Annotated in this window: 2 protein-coding genes (1 of these 2 only partly in view); one reads left to right on the forward strand and one right to left on the reverse strand. The window is 72.9% G+C overall.

Annotated elements, in window-relative coordinates:
• Positions 1-20,791, forward strand: partial view of a scabin-related ADP-ribosyltransferase gene (locus tag K7472_RS14520; RefSeq protein ID WP_222977917.1) — the 3' portion only. 20,069 nt of this gene lie to the left of the window's left edge; 20,791 of the gene's 40,860 nt are visible here — the last part of the coding sequence; its start codon lies beyond the left edge, outside the window; it ends in the stop codon at positions 20,789-20,791.
• Between the two features lie 81 nt (positions 20,792-20,872).
• Here the strand turns inward: K7472_RS14520 and K7472_RS14525 are convergent, their stop codons facing one another.
• Positions 20,873-23,191, reverse strand: coding sequence for a tetratricopeptide repeat protein (locus tag K7472_RS14525; RefSeq protein ID WP_222977918.1), 2,319 nt, complete (start codon positions 23,189-23,191; stop codon positions 20,873-20,875).
• Positions 23,192-23,271: the final 80 nt, after the last annotated feature.

Genomic DNA, 23,271 nt, shown 5'->3' on the forward strand with positions numbered 1-23,271 from the left:
GAGCCCCGGGGCCCGGACAGCGGTGCTGCCGCTCGCCGGTCAGGGCCCGCGGTATCGGCGCATGTACGGGACGCCGGGGTACGAGTCGGCCGCCCGGGAACACGAGGCGGCCGTCGGGCAGATACTGGACGACGCGGACCATGTCCGTGAGTACGCCGCGGACTTCGCCGACAAGCTGAACGCGTCGGGGAGGTACCAGGTGAGCCTGCCGCCTCCGCCGTCCCCGGTGGCCGCGTTGATGGCGGCGATCGACACGGCGGTCAGGCAGGTGCACCCCGACGAGCCGTTCACTCTCGCCGAGGACGACGAGCGGGCGAACGAACTGCGGCGTATGCGTGGCCTGTTGGTGCGCTCGGGCCCGTATCCCAGCATGAAGCCACTGTTCGATGCCCACGAGGCCATCCAGTTCGAGGGCAGACACGACGAACTCCTGGCAGCCGTCCTCGGCTGGCGGTTGTCGACGAGGACCGGCACCGTCGCGGAGATCACGGGTGAGTACCTCGCCCGGTACACGGGCCGGGAGGGCAACGACCTGGACGTCGAGAAGCTGCGGGACGCGTCGCTGGGTGACGCGGCGGATCTGTACGAATGGACGCACTCCACGCTGACGGCGTACGAGGTCGACGACGACGTCTCGGACGCGGGAGCGAGCGAGGCCCCGGAGCTGCCGCACCACCGGGTGTACCTGGCCGGTGTCGCCTCCCGGGTGAGGGGTGACGTCGAGCTGCCGAGCGGACTGACCGAGGCGGTGCGGCTGCTGGCGGCGTCCGAGGAACTGCCGGAGCTGCCCCCGGACGCGCGGACACGGCTCGGGGAATCCAGCTGGGCCGCACGGCACGCCGCCCTGCGCGAGTGGGGCGAGCACTACCCCGGTTCACGGCTGGACAGTCTGCTGCCGGCGCACCTGACCGCGCTGTTCCTCGCGACTCACGGCCCCGACCAGCGGCTGCTGGGCTCCGGGCTCGCCGCACAGCTGGGCGGGACAGGGCAGAACGAGGAGCAGTTGGAGGGAGAGATCCGCGATCTCGTCGACGAAGCGATGACGACGACGTCGCCCGACTTCCCGTTCCTGCTCGAGAACCACCCCCGGTTCGGCCAGCTGGCCGACGAAGCCCGTGGGATCACCGACCACGACGCGGAGCGGTTCGGTGGGATCCGCGAGGAGATGAGGGACCTGGTCCCGGATCTCGCCGGCCGGCTGAGCGAGGAACTGGATCAGCATCGGGGCATGGTGGCCGAGGCGTTGTCGTCGTTGCCGTGGTCCGCCGTGCCGGTGTACATCGGATACCTGGCTCCCGGCGATCCGGCGGGACCCGTGCCCGGCATGTCGTCCATGATGACGGTGCCTCAGTTCCACCCGGGATCCTCCGATTCCGGCGTTGTGCTGGACGGGCTGGGAACGCCTCCCGCCGGCATGCGCCGTGTCGTGGTGAGGATCGACGGTTCACCGGCCCGCGACGTGTCCTTCGCCGCGCCGGACCCGGAGTCGCGGCAGGTGATGTTCCCCTGGCACACGGATCTTCACATCACCGGCAGCGGCATCGCACACGACGCCGATGGCGCACCGTACGAGCTGGTGACGGCCGAAGTCGTTCAGCAGCCGGAGCCGATGGACCTGGATGAGGACGACTCCTCCGACTCCGACGCTTCTTCCGACACCTCCACGGCGTCGACATCGCCGGAGTCGATGGACCTCGACGAGGACGCTTCGCTGTCCGGCACCCCGTCGGCCGACGGCCTGGAGATCGACGCCATCACACCGTCGCAGGGCGGTGCGCCGGTGACGGATGACGACCCGCTGGGGCGGAGCGCGGATCTGGTCGTCGAGGTGAACCGGGTTCTGGCGGGCCGGAGTTGGGACGACGGGCCGGTGAGTGCGCGGAAGGTGGCCGAGCTTCACCGGCGGTTGCCGTCGCACTGGCGGAAGGTGGCGGTGCCGTACACGCTTCGGGCCCGGGCCGAGGGAGTGGCGGACCTGGTCATGGGGCGGGAGTCGTCACCGGGGCTGAAGGGTGGTGCGCCCGGGGCACGTGGTTCCCTCGCCACGCGGGAGACGCGATCGGCGACGGAGGGCTCCGGATCCGATGAGCGGGCGGACCTGTACCAGCTGCTCCTTGGGGAGCTGGCGTCGACGGACACGCTCTACCGCGAATTCGCGGGAACCGCGATACCGGTCAAGGTCGACCTCTTCACGCGCAGGGTGCTGGGACTGCCCCTGGACGAACGCGTCACGGTTCAGGATCGGCGTCGCGCGGTCGAGAGGGTGATGTCGAGCGACGAGCCGGCGGACGCTGAGCTGGGCGACTCGAACGTCGAGAATCCGGACGACGAGACGCTGCACGGGTCGATTCTGCGCGAGGCCGTCACTGATACCCTCGCCGACCTTCACTTCCTCGGCGCGTCCGACGCCGCCCAGGTCCACGAGTACTTCGTCGGCGGTTGGGCCGAGCGTGACCGTGCGGCGGACCTGTCGGGCCCGGTCGAGCGGGAGGAGCCCGAAGCGGACCCGCGGGGCGAGGCCTCCGGAGACGCCCCGGATGGGTACGCCGAGGCGGACCTGGAGTTCCTGAGGTCGCAGGCCGCCGCCACCCACAGCGCTCGCAGGAGACACGGGGATTCGGCCCGCGAGACCCGGGCCCGGCAGCGTGCCCGTACCGCCCGGGCCGGGCAGGAGCCCGAGGGACCGACCGTGCGGGAACGACTGGCACACCGGTGGCCGAACCCGGAGATCACGACCGACTACCAGGTGTTCGACGAGCGCCCCGGAGCCCGGCCGATGTTCACGGTCCCGGCCGACTACCGTGTCCTCGACCCCGGGGAGACCGCCGGGGACGACCTGCCGCTGGTCACCACCGGCCTGCGGGTCCACGAGATCCCGGACACCGAGCGTCGTCCGCTCCGGTTGTCCCGGGACCGCAGCCTCGCGACCCTCGGGGACGGCAAGGCACAGCAGTTCTTCGCCACCATCCCCGCCGTCGAGCGGTCCAACGTCCGGATGGCCAGGTACGACAGCCCTGTACGGTTCGTCGTCGACCGTCAGGCCGGAATCGCACTGGGCCCATCGACCGGCGCGGGCCGCACCCTGTACCACGTCACCGCGGTCTTCACCGAGGAGTCCATGGGCAACAAGCGGGAGAGCGACAGTTCACGCGACACCGCGCGGGCTGTCGTCGGCACCAGGGGAGGCGGCACGGCGCAGGAATCGCATGTCGTCTTCCGGCCTGCGGATGGCAGGGACGTGCCGTTCGCCACCGCGAGGATAGAGTCGGAGTCCCTGGAACCCATCTTCAACCCGCTGGCGGCCGCACTGGTCGCCACCACCCAGGGCGTGCGGACCGAGGGGGACGTGAGCCCCCGGTGGGCCGTGGAGCGCCTCGGGCTCACCAAGGCCGCGAAGCGGGCCGACCCACGGCCCGGTCGCGAGTACGGCGCCACCCTGGCCCTGTCGGACGGCCCCACCCTGACGTCGGCCGCGCTCTCGGACGCGGCGGCCGGGATCGGCGTGAACGAACACGCCTGGGCCCGGGTGGGCGAGGTCTACCTGACCCTGGCCGTGCTCTCCCGCGACGAGGAGGGCAACGGGACACTGCTGCCCAACTACGCCGCGCGGAACAAGGAAGAGGCAGCCACCGCCTACCCTTATCACTTCGCCGCGGTCGTCCTGGAGAGCGAGGACGGCGCGAACCAGCTGACCCTGGAGAACATCTCACGGTACGAGGGGGCACGCGCCGCGGCCGTCGAGGCGATCGAGGCGAACCTCGCCCGGTTCACCCAGGACGACATCGAGCGGTACGCGGACCGACTGGACTCCCGCAAGGCGGGCGACCCGGATCACCGGACCGACGACCTGCTCACCCTCGTCCGGGGGATGGCGACCCTCAAAAAGGCCCGGACACATCTCGAATCGCTCAGTCCCGAGGACCCGGCGTACCAGCGCGCCCAGAGGGCGTCGGCCGATCTGCTCGGATCGGCCGTGCACCGGATGATGAAGGTCGAAGCCGGTACGAAGAGCAAGGACGCCTGGTACTTCACGATGCTGGGCCGCGGTCCGGGCGAGAGCGCGCACGACCAGCACGGAGCCTTCCTCACCGATGACCCCGCCCTGGTGCCGAACCCGCTGACCGTCGTCGTCGTCCACAACCCGCTGCCGGAGACTTCGTCGTTCTTCTCCGGCGAGGACGAGAAATTCGTCTCCGGGAGAGTCACCGCTCTCGCGAGCTCCCTCGCCACGGCCGGCCTGTGGAGCCAGGCCGCCCGAAGGCCCTTCCCGAAGATGGTCGTCCGTGCCCTGATCGACGGGGCGCCCAGCGCGTTCAAGGACGCCCTCCCCGGCTTCGTACCCGAGTTCTCCGACGCGCTGAGGGCGGCGCGCGATCTGAGGAAGAAGCTCGCCGACGAGCTCTCTCGCATCCTGGGTGAGCGCCAGAGCGGCGGTGCCGACGAGCCGGTGACCACCGGCGCCTACCAGATCGACATCAGGGCGGGCCGTCAGAAGCTGTTGGAGGGCAAGTCCTGGCAGGTCGACATCGAGATCACGGACCCGCGTTCAGGGCTGGACTCCCAGCCCGGCGCGGGCCGGTCCCGCGCCTTCGGCCGGCGGTTCCGCTCGGGCAGCACGTCATCCACCGCGCACGCCGCCGGCGGTACGGCGTCCGGTGGCGCCCTCGTACCGCCACAGGCGCCCTCCGCACTGGAGGCGTTCGGCGGTGGCGCGGTGAATGCCGGAATCGCCCCGGTGCTCGACTCGGTCCTCGCCGAGATCGTCCGGACCGGCTCGACGCCGCCCGAGGGCGCCGCGACCGCCCTGGCCCGCCGCGTGCTGCATCTGAGCCCCGACGAGCCGGCGGGCGCACAGGAGCGGCGTGTGCTGCTGACGCTGGTCGAGGAGGCGGCCGCAGAGGACCGCGCCGGTCGCGTGGCCGAACTCGGCGCGTTCCACCTGGAGCACGGACTGGACGCGTTGCGGCCCGAGACCCTGATGCGGCGCCCGGGCGGGTCCGTCGCCGGACGCAACTGGACCGGCTCACCGGTGGAGTTGGCGACGCACGAGGTCCTCGTGGTCGACGAGGCGGACGGCGACGTCCGGTCCGCACGCCCGGCGCCGTGGCAGGGCGACCCGTACGTCCTGCTGGCCGGCGGTGACGCGGACCTGGTGGCGCTGGTGCTCCCCGGCGTCCCGGTCCGGTCGGTGCCGTGGGAGGACGTCGCCGAACTCGTCCGGCGCGATCTGACCCGGCAGGGGCTGATGGACTCCGGCGTGTCGTCCCGGACACCGGTGCTCGCGGTCCCGGGCGTGGGGGGCGGCCTGATGGACGAGCCGCGGCGGATGGCCCGGAGCGTCGGCACGCGCGTCTGGTCCAGCGACGGGTGGGTCACCACCGCTCCCGGGAGCGACGGGGTCGCCCGCCTCGCGATCGTCAAGCCCTCCGACAGCGAGGTACGTACAGGGGACTGGCTGCCCGGCGACCCCGAGTTGTGGGCGCGCGCCCTGGAGGGCTCGGTCCGCACCCTGGACGGGCGGGAGATCCCGGACAGCCGGATCCACACCGTCTCCGAGGCCGACTCGGACCGTCAGCGCCTGCTCGGCCGGACCTCCGTGCCCGAGGACGAGGTGAGCGACCTCGCCGAGACGCACTACGCGCGACTGTCGCAGGCCCAGGGCTTCACCTTCGCCGTTCCGGACCCCGATTCCGACCAGGACGCGAAGGAGAGCCGGCTCCAGCCGCTTCCCTGGCCCGAGGACGTCCGCTATCTGGGCTTCCACGGGATCAGGCCCACCGCGTCGCGCGAGGGCGTCGCCAAGCTGGCGCTGCGCGACCAGGGAAGCGTCGAGGTCGCCCCCGACGAGGCGGCGGCCTTCTTCGGACGCCGGGCCAGCATGCGGGCGCTCGCCTCGGACGTGCCCGTCGTGATCAACGGCTGCTTCGCCGGCGCCAATCCCCTGGACGACCGGCTCGTCATGCCGCGGGCCGCCCAGCTGTTCGCCAACGTCCTGCGGCGCGAGGTGTGGGCCACCGACGCGGAGGTCCTGTTCGTCGACGGTCACGGCGGCCCGCCCCGGTTCGTCCTGAAGACCGACGACCTCGACGACCCCGGTGTCTCCTGGTCCTCGTTCCGCCCCGAGCCCGGCGCGTCCGAACTCGCCGAGCTGCCGCGCGCCGTCCGGCCCGACGCGACGCACGACGCGGCGGACGCGGCGGAGCGGGCGCTGCGGTGGGTGCGGGCCCTGCGGGAAGCCTTCGGACCCGACGTGGCGGATCGTTCGGACTACCCGGACCGGCTGCGCGCACTGGCAGTCCTCGATGCGCTGAGAGCCGCCGACGGCGACACCGGGCCGCTGACATGGATCACTCTCACGCGGGTCGTCCACGACTACTTCTGGGGCCACGGGCTTGACCCCAGGCCCTTCCCGGAGGCCCTGGACACGGTCCTGGAGGCCGCCGGGGCGCACAGCACCCTCGGCACCGGCCAGGGGCTGGCCGAGTTCTCCGGTCTCACGTTCGACGAACCGGCCGCCGTCGCCGGGACGCCGACCGGGCCGAGCGTCCAGGACCGCGCGGACCAGCTCACCCGCCGGGCCAGCGACGCCGGAGTGCCGGACGAGGAGGCCCGCCGGGCCAGCAGCGAGCTCGTGCGGGACCTGGGCAGCGGTGACAGCGAGAAGGTGCTGGCCGCGAACCTCGCCTTCGGCGACCTCGTCACCCGAGCGAAACGTCAGGACGACGGCGACAGCGTGGAACCGGACTCCGGCTCCACGGTCCGGTCGCCGGTCGTGCCGGGCCCGCGGCTGCGTGTGGACCGCGACTTCACCTGGGACGACCTCGACTCCGAGGCGGACACCGATGCCGACGCCGCCGACCTCGACGCGGCCGGGGAGCCGGTCTCCCTGCCGGCGGCCACCGTTCCCGTCGATGTCCCGCGGATCGTCCCGCCGCCGGTGTGGTACGGGTGGCGCCCCGCGTTCCGGGCGGACGATCGCGGGCCCGAGGTGCTGTTCTCTGAGGGCGCGCGACCGCGCGGCGACATCCTGGACCTGGAGGAATACGTTCGTCTCGGCCTCGGGGAGAGCGCGGCCTACGGGTTCGTGGCATCGTCGGCGAGCCGGGAGTGGGCCGCGGGCTGGGCCCACGAGGGCGGGTACGTGTACGAGTTCGACGCCCCCGGCGGGATCGACGTCGTCGAGACGTTGGCGGCGCACGACCTGCCGCTCACCACGATGGACGAGGACGAGGTCGCCTTCCCCGGCGGAGTGGCGTCCCGGTTCATCAAGGGCGCGTGGCGGGTCGTCACCCCTGAGGGGCGGCCCGAGGAGAACACGCTCGGGGAATGGATCCCCAACCCCGGCTACCGCCCGCACGACGGAGCACCGGCGGACGGCCTCGGCGGCGCCGGGCCGGTTCCGCTGCCGGAGACACCCGCTCCGGCGCACCCGGACGGCGTCTCCCTCGTGGAACTGCCGGACACCACAGGTGGGTCCCACGACCTCGACCCGTTGACGCTGGTGTTCGCCCCGGACTCGGCCGACCTGGCAGAACCGGGCCGGCGTGAGCTCTTCATGTACGCGGAGGAGCTCTCCGTCAGCCTGCGCGAGCACGGGGGGCCGGGGTCACGCCCCCTGCGGATCGCCGCGGTCACCGGGGACTCGGGCACCCGGCCGGGCCTCGCGGCGGAGCGTGCCGGGCACGTCGCCGACGCACTGCGTACGGCTCTGGACACCGTCCTCGACGAGGTCTTCCAGGGCCGGCGGCGAGTCGACGTCGACTCCGTGCTGACCGTGTCCACGCACGTGCTGCCCCAGGCCGGTCAACGCACCCTCGATTCCGGCCCGTTGACGCAGAGCGTGGTGTCGGGACAACCGGTGAGGGCACAGGCCCCGGCGGTACCGCCGCACCTGGTCGCGGCGGACGGCCCGCGGACACCGGCGAACGCGGACAGCGTGTCGATCGTGGTGCGCTCCGATGCCGGGGACGCGTTCGCCACGAAGCCGCTGACGCTGACGTTCGAGCCGGGCAGCCCTGAACCGGACCGGGCGGCCCACCGGGAACTGAGCGCCTACGCCGAGGCGCTCGCGGAGACGTTGCGCGCCCGCCACGACGCGGGGCAAGCCCCCGCGGAGCTGACCGTCGTCGCCCACAGGGAGCCGACTCCCGGGCTGCCGGGGCTGTCCCGTCAGCGGGTCGACATCGTCGCCCACCGGCTGGCCGCCGTCCTCGACTCCCTTCTCAGCAGCACCTTCTACCACGACGAACCCCTCGACGTCGGCAGGGTGCTGAACCTCAGCACGGCCGTGGTGTCGCCGACGGGAAGCGTCAGCCAGGCGGCTGTGCCTCTCGGCGGGGAGATCCCGCACGAGACCCGCGGGAACAGGCCGTCGTTCCACCGGGTTTCCTCAGGCCGTCCGACGCTCGGCGAGGTGGACGAGGAGACCCGCCTCAGCGTCTCCTCGCAGGCCCGGTTCACCGAGGTCACCCCGCAGGCGGTCGAAGAGATCTTCGGGATGCCGCGCGAGAACCAGGAGAAGTTCCAGGAGACCGCGGACACCTACGGGGTCATCATCGACGTGCGCGCCACCAACCCCGGCGCGGTGCGGCGTATGCGCGAGGGCGACCTGCCCAAGCCGGAGTACCTCAAGGCGAAGACGATCAGCCCCGTCGACCTGGCGCTGGGCGCGAATCCCGACGGCATCGCACGGACCGGGTACTTCCGGCCGAAGCTCCCCGACCGTGCCGGGTTCGGCTCCGACCCGGGCCGTTGGGCGGCCGTCGAGGCACGGTACGCGCAGCGCCTCGACGAGTACACCGCACTGAAGCGCGACATGGACGGACTGATCGCCTCCGGCCGGGTCCTGGTGGTGAACGGTGTCGTGCACGGCAGGAACCCTGCCGGGAAGTGGAGGCCGTTCACCGGCGACCACGACCTGGGCGACCTCCGTGAGCCGGACGGCTCCCGACTGGACTCGCACCGCTACCACATCACGCTCCGCGACATGCTCGGCCGCAAGATGGGCGTGCAGCACGGTGCCCACATGTTCTGGGTCCCGAAGGACGAGTTCGAGTGGCAGGTCTTCGACGCCATCGTGCGCAGCCTGCGCGGCGCGGGCGGCGAGTCGCTGCTGCGTTTCGCTCCCGGACTGACGCGGCCGATCCTCGCCCGCCTCGAGGAATCGGCGACGTCCCCGGGTTCGGCGCTGTACCCACGACGCCCGTCGCAGGACCTCCTGGGCAGTTCCCTGCTCGGCATGGTGACCGAGGAACTCCCGGAGGACGCGGCCGCGGCCTCCCCGGCGCACCCCCGTGGCGTCGTCCGCGGCGACGGGGCTTCGGCGCGCTGGATCGGGGACCCGGGGCCGGGCGGCCGGACGGCGGACGTCACGGCACTGCCCCACGTCCCCGAGGACGACTCGTACTTCACGCTCGCCGTCCACTCCGACCCGCTGGGGGTCCCCACCGCCGACGGCGAGCGGATCCCGCCGTCACGCGTCGCCGACGACCTGGTGCTGCTGTACGCGAAGGGCGAGTGGAGCCCGAGCACGCCGCTGCGCTGGCTGGACTCCGGCGAAGGCGGCACGGTGTCCACCCGGTTCGTGGCCGAGGTGCTCAAATCGCTGTGGGCGCGGGGCCTGTCCGACGCCACCGCGGTGGTCGCCGACGGACCGGTGTGGTGGGTCCCGGACGAGGTGGGGGGCGCGGCCGCCGGACACCTGGTGGCCGCACCGCGGGTCGGCTTCAACGCCTACGGACTGCCGGCGATCGTCTCCGGCGGCCACTGGGTCCGGCTCGGCCCTCCCGCGGAAGGCCGCAGCAACCCGACGACCGAGCGACTGGGACCCTTCCACGGCGGGTTCGACACCATCGCCGCGTCCGCCCCTGCCGGAAGCACGCTGCCCTCCGGCTACGTCACCGCACGGCCCGGGGACGACCTCACCCCGCACCCGGGCGCGGTACGGATCAGGATCGCGCAGGCGCACGGAAAGCCCGGACGCGCCGGCGCCGCCGTGTCCGGCGCGGAGGAGGACGTCGACGCGATCACGCCACTGCCACCACGGACCGGCCCGCGGGTGGAGGCCGATCCCCTGGGGCGTGACCCGGAACTCGTCCGTGAGGTGAACCGCGCCCTGCGGACCATGGGCTGGACCGGCGAACCGGTGGACGAGGAGACGGTCGCCGGACGGCACAGCGCGTTGCCGAGGTACTGGCGCCACCCGGTGCCACGCCCCCTCAGGGACCGGGCCGAGCGCGTCGCGCGCGGCGTCATGTCCCGGGAAGAACCCGGCCTGACAGGCGGCGCACCCGGCGAGGGCACCGACGACCAGGCCTCGGCCGGACTCATGCCGAGGATGCCGTCCGTGCTGTTCACCGACGATCCCGGGCGCTGGAAGGAGATCGCGGGACGCTTCGAGAAGGCGGTCGGCGGCGTTCTGGAAGCCCAGGAGCACTGGCTCCCGGCCTTGCGGAAGGGCATCCACCACCTCCTGTTCTCGCTGTCCGACAAGAGCCTCTTCTTCGACCCGTCCGAGGACCCGGACGTCGACCACGAGACCGGAATGGCCGAACTGCTCGACGAGGACGAGCCGCCTTCGCTGACCGCCGCCATGAGGGCCTTCGCGCTGGCCGCCCCGGTCCACGCCGCGCGGGAAGGACTTCCGGAACCTCTTGCCGAGGAGGACCTGGAAGAGCTCGACACCAAGCTGGCGACGCTCGGACATCCGGTGAACACGAGCGCCGAGAGCACCGGTCTCGTGCACCAGGCCGAAACGCTCATCCGCGTCTACCGGGAACTCATCCCCGCCGAGGCCCCGTGCCTGAGATTCCGTCACCTCGTATTCGGCATGATGCTGTCGCGGGACGACGCACCCGCGCTCGCGCAGCTGATGGGCGCCGCCCAGCGGGCCGGAGTGTCCGAGGCGGACGGCCCGCGTTCGCTGGAACCGGACTTCAGGACCGCGTCCTCAGCGGACACCGACGCGTACCAGCTGTACGGACTGGTGCCGTTCCTGTTCGACCCCGCGGGTCTCGCGGACGACAAGACGCTCAAGAAGGCCGTGCGACGCCTGCCGCACGAAGTCCGGTACCACGAAAAGGCGCAGAGCCTGCTCGACCCGGACGTCACCGGCGGGATGACACTCGGCGGCCTCGCCGCCCAGCTGACGGAGGGCATACCGTCGGCCGCCGTCTCCTTCGAGGGCAGGACCGGCTGGCGCTCGCGCCAGGACGCCTTCCGGCGGTGGGCGCTCACGAACCGCCGCACCTTCAAGAACGTCAGGAAGCTCGCGGACGGCTATCGGGTGGCGCTCTTCCTCCTGGGCGGACCGGACGCACAACTGATGGACCACCGGATCCTCGGGGGAGGAGCGCCGGGCCGCGAACTGCTCGAGGAGCGGATCCTCGGCCTGCTGGGGAGCCTGAACGATCTGGACCGGGAAGCCGCAAGGTCCCGTCTGCCGGTGGTGATACTGCGCGATCCGGCGGTGCGCCGGCTCGTCGACCACCCTGAGGCACGGTCGGACGAGGCCCTGGAACGGGTGGCCGCGCACCTGGCGACCGACGACCTGATCGCGGAACTCGGCGTGCACGCGCGGATGGCCGCCAGCGCGGCCACGCGGCTGACGGAGTCCCGCGGCCCGGTGTACTGGGCCGAGTGGTCCAAGCCGGGCGCGCAAGGCCACCCCGCCGCGGTCGGGAAGACGTTCAGCAGGCCCGCGCTCTTCCAGGCGAAGTCGACCATCGAGGCCGCCATCGACGACGCGGCGTCGCGGACCGGCCGCCCCACGGCCGGTCACCGACTCGTCGTCCACGTGGTGCGCACGCCCGGCGCGGCCTACGACTACGCGTCGTTCGCACGCTTCCCGGACCATCAGGTCGTCTTCCCCGCCGCACAGGAGTACGTCGTCAAGGGCCACCAGGTGGTCCGGAGCCTCGAGCCCCTTCCGGGAAGCACGACCACGGGTCAGGAATACACACTCGTCGTCGTGGACCGGACCGACCAGCCGGCCGAGCTCTGGCAGAGGCCGGTGATCACCCGTTCGGTGCGCTCACCCGAGGGGGTGCGCTTCGGCCTGGCCAGTCACAGCGGTCCGGACTGGACCAGCAGGTCCACCCGTTACCCCGGGCTGCTCGACATGACCGGGGGCACCCTCGAGCGGCCCGGTCGGCCGAGCGAGCCCGCGCCGGTCCCGGTGAGCACCGTTCCGCGCGCGGACGGCAGACCCGGGTACACGATCTGGGGTTCGCACGGCGTACGCGGTGCCCTCTCGGTCCTGACGCCCGAGGGCAGGAAGCGCGCCCTAGGCTGGTGGGTCGGCCGACTGGGCGCGGAGTTCCTTCGCACCGAGGGACTCGCCCCCTCCACCCAGCAGTTGCTGTTCGAGTGCCACGCCGGCTGGGGCACCCAGGGCATGGCGGCCGTCGCCCAGTCGGCGGCGGACGAGCACGCCGACGGCGCCGAGACCGTCGGTCCGACCGGTTCGGTCACAGCCGGGCGACGCACCGATTCCTACCTGAACTCGACCACGTGGGTCCGGGTCACGCAGCGCGCCGGAGAACGCGAAGGCAGCTGGCTGACCTTCCGGCGTCGTCCCCCGAAGGCAGCGGGGGAGCACACCGCCGCCCTGCCGCTCGCCGGACAGAGTGCGTTGTACCGCGGCACGTACCGCAAGCCGGAGTGGGAGGAGGCGGCCAAGGCCCACGAGAAGGCCATCGGGCGGGCCCTCAGCGCGGTACCCCACGTCAGGAAGTACGCCAGGGAGTTCGCCGAAGCGCTCAACGAGTCCGGGCACTACGCGGTCGACACCGTCGGCCTTGAGGACACCACGACGTCCGCCGCGGCCCTCATGAAGGCGATCCACCGGGCGATCCGCCCGAAGCACCCGGACACGTGGTTCACCCTCGCCGCGGACGACACGGTGAAGGACGAACTGCGCACGGAGCGCGGTCTCCTCCTGCGCTCGGGCCCGTACGCGGGCATCGCGCCACTGTTCCAGGCCCACAGGGCCATCGCGTTCGACGGCGGGCACGACGGCCTCCTGCGGGCCGTGCTCGCCTGGCGCCTGTCGACGGGCAGCCGCACCCTCGCGGAGATCCTCGGCGAGTACGGGACCCTCGCCGAGGACGACAAGGGCGTGGACGTCGACCGGCTCAAGGACGTGTTGCTCGGCGACGCGGCGGACCTGTACGGCTGGGTGCACTCGGACCTGTGGCAGTTCCCGGGGAGCGTCGAACGGCTGCACAAGACGTTCGACCTTGCATGGCAGCTTCCGCACCACCAGGTGTACCTGCGCGACATCCGCTCGCGGGCCCTGGGCGAGAGGAGCCTCGTCAAGGGTGTGCTGCCGGCGCACGTGGCCGCCCTGTCCCTGGTGGCCCACGGCCCGGATCTACGGCTGCTGGGCGCACGCCTCGCCAAGGAACGCGGCGGCGGGGACGACCGCTGGCAGGCCGGGATCCGTGACACGATCGTCGAGGCCATGGCGAGCGACTCGCTCGACTTCCCGTATCTGCTGGAGGACAACCGGCGCTTCAGGGCGCTGGCCGACGAGGCGAGGAGCATCACCGACCGCGCGGACGCCAGGTTCGGCGCCGTCCGCGAGGCGATGACGGACCTCGTGCCCGATCTGTCGCGCAGGGTGGGCAAGCACTTCGGTGAACACCTGGGAGTGGCCGCCGAAGCTCTCGCGTCGCTTCCCGGCATCGACACGCCGGTGTATCTCGGGTACCTGGCCCCCGGAAAGCCCGACGGCCAACCGCTGGGCGCGGTCGACGCGTTGAGGGTCCCGCAGTTCCAGCCGGCGGCTCTCGACCTCGATGACGCCCTGGCCGGGCAGTCCGCGCCCGCCGACGGCCACCGGGTGATCGTGGCGGTCGCGGGTTCGCAGTCCCGTGACGTGTCGTTCGCCGCGCGGTCGCGGCAGGCGATGTTCCCCTGGGCGACGGACCTCCACGTCATCGAACGCCACGTGAGGTACGACCACGACGGCAGCCCGTACGAACTCGTGGTGGCCGAGGCGGGGCAGAGCCCGAAGCCCGGGACGGCGGACGAGGACTTCGACGGCGGCATCCCGATGGAGGTGGACGACGCGCCGTCCGCGATAGAGGTGGACCACGCACCGGCACCGTCCGCATACGACGCCGGCTCCGAGTATCCCGACGACCGTTTCCGCAACGCCCCCGGCACCACGGCGCCTCGGACGGTGGGGTCCTCGACGTCACCCGCCGCCTCGGCGGGACCCGCCCCGCGCGTCCTCGCCGAGTTCCGGCTGCCCCGGTACCTGGAGCGGATGAAGGCCGCCGGGGTGGCACCCCTGCACGGCCTGGACACCGTGGGCTGGGTGGCCGAGCGCGTCCGCACGCAGACGGGCGCCGATCCTGCGGCGATCGTCGACGAACTTGGGTCGAAGGCCGCCTCCTTCGTCGGCGCCGGTGTCCCGTTCCACATCCGGGGCAAGGACGGCTGGTACGACGTCACCGTCTCCCTGGGCCGTGACGAGGACGAGGAACGGCCGCTGATCGCCATGGTGGACCGGGAGAAGAGCGACGGGCCTGACGTGGCGAAGGTGCGCTCGACAGGTGCCACGACCACCCGGTCGTCGAGCTCCACCAGCGGCTGGGCGATCAAGGTGGCGCTGACCGGCCTCCTGCCGACGCCCGTCCCCGGCGTGCTCGCGGGCCCAACGGCCGCGGCGAACCTGGCCTTTGGCCAGACCTCCCACGGGTCGACCCACCAGACAGGCGTGTCGCGGTATCGCAAGCTGACGAGCGACGGCGGCACGGTGGACGTCCCGCGCGGGGTCGTCACCACCGTGCGGGTGGCACCGGCGGGACGGGCGCAGCCGCGGGTCTTCCGGACCCAGGGCTCGGTGACCGCCAGAGTGCCGGTGCGCCACCTCGTCCCCGCGCAAGAGCGGCGCCGGGTCGCCGGATTCGTGCCGCTGTCCGGGGACGATGAGCGTGCCCTGCGGTTCGCCGAGTCGCTGGACGTGCTGGACGTCATCGACGCCGGCGGCCAGTTCGAAGGCGGGGGCGGGCTGTTCGACGCTCTGCGGGCGGCCATGCATCCCGCGCTCACCGCACCCGGCGCCCCCGGCCGGTCCGCCGCGTTCGCGGCAGGCACGAGGGACCGGCTCACCGAGGACCTGCACGCCTACCTGGAAGGATGGACGGACTCCGAGGAATTCGCCGACGCCGGAGGCACCGTGCGCGGGGGCTACCGCGCACGGGCCCGGATCGTCGCGATCGCGCCCGAGCGCGCCATCGGTCCGTCGTCCTCCCGGCATCACGGGCAGTCCGACCGGTCGCGTTCGCACGCCGCGCACCACGCGGTGGGCGGGGAATTCGGGTTCGGAGCGGCTGTCGGCCTGGGACTGCTTCCCGGCGGTCCCCAGTTCCGGCTGGCCGTCCGGCCGGCGCTGCTGTCCGGCAGCAGCCGCTCGATCGCCTCCAGTTCCGCGGTCCGCAACGCGCACGGCGCGCGCTTCACCGGAGACCGCGTCCTGTACCGGGCCCAGGCGCGTATCCGGGTGGAGGGCACGGGCGCCCGGTCCAGCGCCATGCGGGCGGGACTGCGGGGCGGGCCGCAGGACAAGGACGTCACCGTCCTGCTGACCTTGCGCCCCGGCGAGGCGGTCTCGTTGGGACTGCCCCTGCCCGGCGGGCTGACGTCGATCCCGCCGTCGCTGTCGCACCCGGGGCACGAACGGATCCTGCCGTTCGGCCCGTTCAGCCCGAGCGTGGCCATGTCCAAGGCCGACACCTCGCAACTCCTCGCCGCGATAGAGGAGTTGTTCGCGGCGGACTCGCGGCTGGCCGGGCTGCTGCCCGGATACGGCGACGCCGCCGCAACCGCCGGTTTCCTCACGACGACGGAAGACCACGGCCGGATGCGGAGGAACCACCGTGCCCTGACCTCGTCGCTGTCCCCGACCGGCCTGGCCGCCCGCAAGGGACGCCTGTTCAGCACGGGCGTCACCGTGCGGCTCCACCGTCAGGGAGTGGGCAGCGACCACTACGTCCTGGTCCGGGTCATGGGACGGCTGGTGACCGAACCGCGGTACCAGGGCGACATCCCGGACTGGAGGACGCGCCGCACCGACCGGCTGGCGGAGGGGGCGCAGAGCGGGGCGAGCGGGCAGCACGGCGTCTCGGTGACCGGGACGTTCTCGGCCAAGCCGATTCCCGGCCACGCCTACCTCACGCTCGCCGCGGTCCTGTCCGCCTCCCGGTCCCGCTCCGGCGAGTCCGGCCCGAGCGTGGAGACGCGCTGGCTGACCGCCGGTTCGCCCGGCAGCAGCGCGTACGACGCGCGGCTGGCGTTCGACGTGGAGGTCACCCACGTCGAGCGTCCTCGTGACCGGTGGCGCAGGCTGACCCCGGGGCTGCCCGGGCGGCAGGAGCCCAAGGTCACCACGATCGCCCGCACCGGCGCGCGCACGGGTGCGCGGGACGGCGTGCGCCCGCTGGAGACCGACGCGGTCCCCGTGCGGCTGACCGTCCCGACCGCGCTCACCTTCGGCGCCGACCAGCGGTGGCTGCCGCACATCGCGGCCGGGGCGGTATCCGTCCAGGTGCCGAAGCTGAGCGGAATCGGCGGAATGCACGACCCCGCGTGGGCCGCGCTGCCGCCGGACCGGCAAGCGGTACGGAAGTGGCTCGCGATGGAGATCGTGGGCGACGGCGAGGAGATCCGCGAGCTGGCCCGCACGCTGCTGACCGAAGCGGCCGGCGGCGACGCGGCGTTCTCCGTGCCGGGCCTGGACCCGGCCGAGTGGATCGAGGACCGGTTCGGCGTGGACACCCTTCCGTCGGGCCTGGCCCGCGCCACCAAGAGCGCCTGGGTCGCCGACGGGCTGCGCTACGAGCGCCGGTTGGGCACGCTGGCCGGCAGCGTGGGAAGCCGGGTCGACCTCGTCGCGCCCTCCGTGGTGGAAGTCCTCGACGGGCCCGCCACCGAGCGGTGGCTGACCGGCGGCCACCAGGCCGCCGGTGCCAAGGAGACCGCCAGGGGGCTGAACGGCTCGGTGACGTTCAGCGGCGCCGGTGACCCCTCGAAGGCGACGTTCCTGCTGGGCGGGCTCGGCGCCGGTGGCGGCCGGGGATCGTCACACCGTTCGTCGCTGGCCTCCTCGGCCTCCGTCGACCGCATCACCCACACCGCGGACGGCGATCGACTCGTGCTGGTCCAGGCCGACTTGCGGGTGCTCATGGCGGCCGAGGTCAAGGTGGGCGTCCTGCCGACCAGGCTCCGCACCGGGGGCCGACTGCTCTCCCGCGGCATCGCCGCCCTGGTCACCGAGGAACAGGCGCGCGAGATGGGACTCGGCGACCAGGTGGACGCCCGCCTGAGAGCCCATGGGATCACTCCGCCCACGACCGCTGAGGCCGCGGCGCCGCCGGCTGGTCCTGCCACCGTTCAGGCGTCGATGCCGTCCGTCGTCCCCGCCACCGAGCCGCGCCTGCCGGCCGATCAGGGCCTGGGCCTCGGCGGGGTGGAGCACGCACCGGACCTCGGACGACTGCTGGCCGCGCTGGGCGACGGCCTGCGGGCCAGAAAGGGGAGGCTCACCAAGGACCGTGTCCCGGTCGACCTGCTTCCGCACCTGCTGCTGGGCGACCGCCGGCGCAACACCCAGCGGCTCGCGGCGATCCTCGACGGCGCCGCGGGCCAGCTCGACGACCTCCTGGACGACGGCGTGTGGATGGAGCTCTTCCACCAGGACAGCGGACGGCGGGCCTACTGGATACGGCTGGTGATGCGCCGTCAGGACGGTGTTTTCGACAGCCGCCCCCACACCGGCAGCAAGGTCGAGCACGGCACGACGGCGACACGGGAAGCCGGAGTGGCCAGGACCGCCGTCCGGCAACTGGGCCTCGACCTCCCCACGATCCTGGAGGACGCCTCCTCCGGCACCGGGGCCGGCATGGTGGACGCGCCGACCGGCGGTACCGCCGTCCAGCGCTCCGGCACCGACACCGGGCGCACGTCCCGCACCGCCACGGTCACCGTGGGCATCCCGCGCGAGGCGAGCATGGTCAACCTGAGGATCCCGGTGTCCGCGCGGCTGGAGTTGTACGGGCCGGGGCCGCGCGGCTCCGCCCCACCGCTGGCCTGGGTGGACCTGGCGGCGCCCGCCGCGACGGACGCGTCCCCCGCCGAGGACGACCGCTACCTGCTGTTCCGCGTCCCGGAGTCCGACCTGCGGGCGCTGGCCCTCCTGCGCCCACCGCGCGTACCGGCCCCGGTGGGCATGGACGCGCCCCCATCCCTGCCGCTGGAGCGGTGGCGCGCCTCCGGCGCGCGGCTTCCGTGGGAGGCACAGGTCAACGGCTTCCTGGGGGCCCGTCAGGTGCGCGACGCCCTGACCGCGTTCGCCGGCACGCTCCGGGCGTCGTCGGACTTCGACACCGTCGGCCAGGCGGCGGCGCACGCCCTGCGGTCGGTGAGCACGGTCTGGCTGAAGTCGGCGCTGCCGACCCTCGCCACGAGCGGGATGGCGCTGCCGTCCGCGTTCGTCAAGAAGGCCTTCGGAGCCGAGGACCTCGAGGTCGTGATGCACGCGCGGTTCACCGACGGCGAGGTCATCGGCGCCGGTGAGACAGCGGAGTTCGAGGGGACGGCGCCCGACGACCGGAACGGCATGGTCCTGTCGGACCTGGTACGCGACAGCTCGCAGGCGCGGGGCGCGGCCACCTCGCAACAGGGCGCGCCCACGCCGGGATGGATGAGCTCCGGCGCGGACTTCTCCCACGACTACGAGCCGACACCGGCCCACTCGTCCGGCCACGCCGAAACCGGGAGCGGCGCCCGCACCAGCAGCGACCTCCCCCTGCTGTCGTACACCGGTCCGTCCGCGCTGGTGCAGTTCACCGTCGACCTGCGGCTGTCCGCCCGCCTGCACAAGGCACCCGCCTTGTGGCGCGAGGACGCCACGGCCGAACTGGACGTTCCCCTGGCACACCCGGTGGCGGTCCGCATGACGCGTGAGTCGGCCGCGCGGATGCTCACGGCGGGTTCCCTCACCGATCCCCGTCAGCATGTGCTGCGCTCCCAGGTGGTGGTCGAGAAGCTCCGCGACGCCCAGGGCCGCACCACCGCCCTGATCTCGTTCGACTCCGGCGACGCGGCGCTGCGCCGGGACGCCTACCGGCAGGCGGCCGGCCTGCGGCACTACACCCAGTGGCGGCGCATCGACGACGGCAGGTTCGTCACGAGGCGGCGCCGACTGCCGATCGCGCCGGACGCGAAGGTCGTGGTCTGGGGATCGCACGGCTCCGGTGACGGGCGGTTCAGGGGCGCCACGCAGGACGACGGGCACGTCCACTTCGGCACCGAGGGACTGCTGGCCCTGTTCAAGGACGAGTTGCCGACCGACGCCACGGACATCCTGCTCACGCCCTGCTTCTCCGGGGCGACCCCCGAGCAGCGGGCCGCCGTGGCCAGGCACGTCCAGGAGGCCACCGGGCTCGCGGTGCACCTGCCCGAAGGGGACGTCTCCGTCACCCCGGCCACGGGCGACGAGCCGCTGCGGCTGCACACCCACGAAGGACCCGACGGCCGCCCCACGCGGTTCGTCTCCTCCTGGCCCGCGCACCGCGCACCGGTCCCGCAGGGCGTCGTACCGGGTCCGCGCCCCGCCCTTCCGGCATCGGCCTACCGGAACGCCGACAGGTCCGAGACCGAGGTGCCGGGCTCCCGGTCGGTCGTCCGGACGCTCCGGGACGCCCAGGGCCGCACCACCGGCCTGATCGCGTTCGACTCCGGCGACTCCGCGCCGCGCCGGAACGCCTACCGACTGCCGGCGGGCCTGCGGCAGTACACCCAGTGGCGGCGAACGGGCGACGGCCGGTCGGTCGGCGTGCAGCGTCCCTTGCCGATCGCGCCCGACGCGAGCGTGGTGGTCTGGGGGTCGCACGGCTCCGGCGATGGAGGGTTCGGGAGCGCGACGGGGGAGGGCGAGCCGGCCGGCCTGGGAACCGACGGCCTGGCGGCCCTGTCGAAGGACGAGTTGCCGGCCGACGTCACGGACATCGTGCTCACGTCGCGCTTCTCCGGGTCGACTCCCGAGCAGCGGGCCGACACGGCCCGACGCGTCCAGGAAACCACCGGCCTCGGGGTGCACCTGGCCGAGGGAGGCCTCTCCGTCACCCGGGCCACGAGCGGTGAACCGCTGCGGCTGCACACCCACGAAGGACCAGACGGCCGCCCGACGGGCTTCGTCTCCTCCCTGCCCGCGCACCGCGTGCCCGCTCCGCAGGGGCCCGTGCGGGGGTGGCGTTCCGCCGACACGGGGGACCTGCCGTACCACCAGAGCCTGCGGGGCCTGCACACGCTCATCCACGAGGGCATGCGGTCGCGGGAGGCCCGGGACGCGGCGTGGACCGTCGTGGCGAACGTCGACCCCGGCGCGTCCTGGGCGAGCCGCAGCTTCTACCAGGGGGAGGTGGGCCACGTCTGGCTCGGGATCATGTCCCCCCTCGGCTCCTCGGAGACGTTCGGCTTCTTCCCGAGTGCGCCGGTCCCGGTCGGCGGCAGCGTGCCCGGAACGATCCACTGCCCGGACGACCACGGTGCCAAGCGGGAGGAGAAGACGGCCACGGTCAGGTTCGAGGACGTCCTGCGCGGCTACCGTGCCGCTCTCGCCCGCGTGGACGCCGAGTACAACGCCGCCCTGTACAACTGCGCGAGCTTCGCGTCGGAGATCTGGCAGGCCATGACCGGGGAGCCGCTGCCGAACGGTTGGCTCATTCCCAACCCCGCCTCCGTGGCCGAGGAGATCAGGACCGAGCGCGGTCTCGGCTGGTAGGGCGCGTCCCCACCGGCTCACGCGAAAGCGGCCACCCCGGCCGGCCGGGCCCCGATGCCGGGCCCCGGTCGGTCTGTCACCTCACGGACTCGCCTGATCCGCGACAAACGCTCCGTCGATCGCGCGCAGTTCGGCCTCCGCCTCTTCTCGCCGGGGGTTGTTGAGTTCGGTGAGTGTCCGCCGGGCGGCACGCAGGGCCGCGCGGGCTTCGTCGAGACGGCCGAGCCGGCGCAGGGCGATGCCGAGTTCGAGGCGGACCGGTTCGCTCCAGGCCGGCACGTTGGCCGACTCGAAGACGGTGAGGGCCTGCCGGAGCCGGGGCTCCGCCTCGGTCCACCGGTCGAGTGCCGCGAGGTCGTTGCCGAGGTGCCGCAGGACGGTGGCGCGGTAAGAGGTCATCAGGCCGGGCGACTGGCCCGGGATTCCCTCGTGGCAGATGGCCTCGCTGCGGTGGTGGATGGACAGGGCCTCGTCGGCGCGGCCGACATCCCGCAGCATGCAGCCGAGTGTGTTCAGGGTCGACAGTTCGCCGAGGCGGCTCTGCGGGGAGCGATCCCCACGGAGGCACGCGGCGGAGCCCTCCAGCCAGGTGATGGCCTGATCGACGTCGCCGAGGTTTTGCAGGGCGCAGGCTCCGTAGTTCAGTGCCCAGCCCATCTGGAGAGAGTCGTCGCACTCGCGGGCCGCGTCGAGAGCCGCGCCCGCGACGTCGAGAGCGGTCTGGTGATCGTAGACGCATACGTCGTAGGCCCAGGAGAGGTAGTTGAGGTGGACGGCCTCGTGCCGCCGGCTGCCCAGAGCACGGGAGGCGTCGACAGCGCACTGGAACGCCTCGACCCAGTGCTCCGCCCAGTGCTGCGTGTGGTCGGAGTACCAGTGCATCGCCTCGGCTGTGTCGATGACCTGCTGATGGTGCCCCCGGACCAGGTAGTGGCGCAGGGCCCAGAGCCACTGGACCCGTTCGGTTTCCAGCCACGCGCGGGCCCGCTGAAGTCCGACGGGGGCGGTGGCCGGGTCGGGGTCGCCGCCAGGGGCCCCGTGGTGTTCCGCGTCGAAGTGCAGCGCGGCGGCGCGGGCCCGGGCCAGCATCCACCGGGCGGTGCGGTCCTGGGCGGCGTCCCGGGCCGTGGTGTCGTCGTAGGAGAGCTGCTCGGTGGCGTAGAGCTTCAGGAGGTCGTGGAACCGGTAGCGCTCGGATGACGGGTCGGGCTGGATGAGCCCCCGGTCAGCCAGTTCCCGTGTGCACAGCTCGGCCTCCCGGAGCGTCGTGCCGGCCAGCAGGGCCGCGGTCTCGGGGCTGAAGTCGGGGCCGGCGGCGAGAGCGGCACGTCGGAGCACGGTTCGGGAGATCGGGGTCAGCTGCCGGTAGGACAGGGCGAAGGCGGCACGCACCTGCAGGCTGCCGGCCTGAAGGGTGTCCAGCCGCCGTTCCTCCCGGGCGAGTTCGGTGACGAGTTTCCCGACGCGCTCCTGCGGGCGAACGGCGAGGCGCTGTCCGGCGATCCGCACGGCGAGAGGCAGGTGTCCGCACAGGTCCGTGAGGTCGCGGACGGCCTGAGCCTCCTCGGCGACGCGCTCGGCGCCGATGATCCGGGTCATGAGCTCGACCGATTCCTCGCGCCGCAGAAGGTCGAGTTCGATCCGGTGCACGGCTTCCAGACCGGCGAGGGCATGCCGGCTGGTCACGATCGTCAGTGAGGTGCCGCTGCTGGGCAACAGCGGGCGGACCTGGTCCTCGTCCACCGCGTTGTCCAGCAGCAGGAGGAGCCGACGGGTGGCGGCGATCGAGCGGAACAAGCCCGAGCGGTCCTGGAGGTCACGCGGGATGGCGCTGTCGGCCACGCCCACGGCGCGCAGCAGACGGGCCAGCGTGTCCTGCGGATCGGCCGGCTGGGTGTCCATGCCGCGCAGGTCGACGGCGAACTGCCCGTCGGTGAAGTGCGGTGCCAGGGCGTGAGCGGCGTGGACGGCGAACGAGGTCTTTCCCAGGCCCGGCTGACCCGAGACGACGACCACCGGTGGATGGGCGGCGTCCACGCTCCGGGCCAGGGCGAGGGTGCGGGCGAGGGCCGGGCCCCGCGCGGTGAAGTCGCTGATGTCGCGCGGCAGCGGCAGGATGCTCGGCGATGCCGGGTCGACGGCGGGGCGCGGGCGGGGCCTGCCGGTGTCGGCGACCCGCTCCAGGTACTCGCTGTCGGCGCTGTTCAACTCCAGCGCCTGAGCCAGGGCTTGGACCGTGCGGCGCTGCGGACCGCGGGTACGGCCTCGTTCCATGTCGGTCAGCGCGCGGACACTCACCCCCGCCGTCTGCGCGAGCTGCTCCTGGCTGAGCCGGGCGCGGGTTCGCAGATCGCGCAAGAACCGCCCGAACTCGCCGGCGGAAGGCGTTGTGGTGCTCATAGTGCGGTCCTCGTGTCCACAGCGCCGGGTCGGGGCGCGTGCTGCCTGGCGGAAGTATGCCCTCAGGCCAGTTCTGCCGG

The sequence above is a fragment of the Streptantibioticus parmotrematis genome (assembly GCF_019890615.1).
Classification (GTDB): Bacteria; Actinomycetota; Actinomycetes; order Streptomycetales; family Streptomycetaceae; genus Streptantibioticus_D; species Streptantibioticus_D parmotrematis.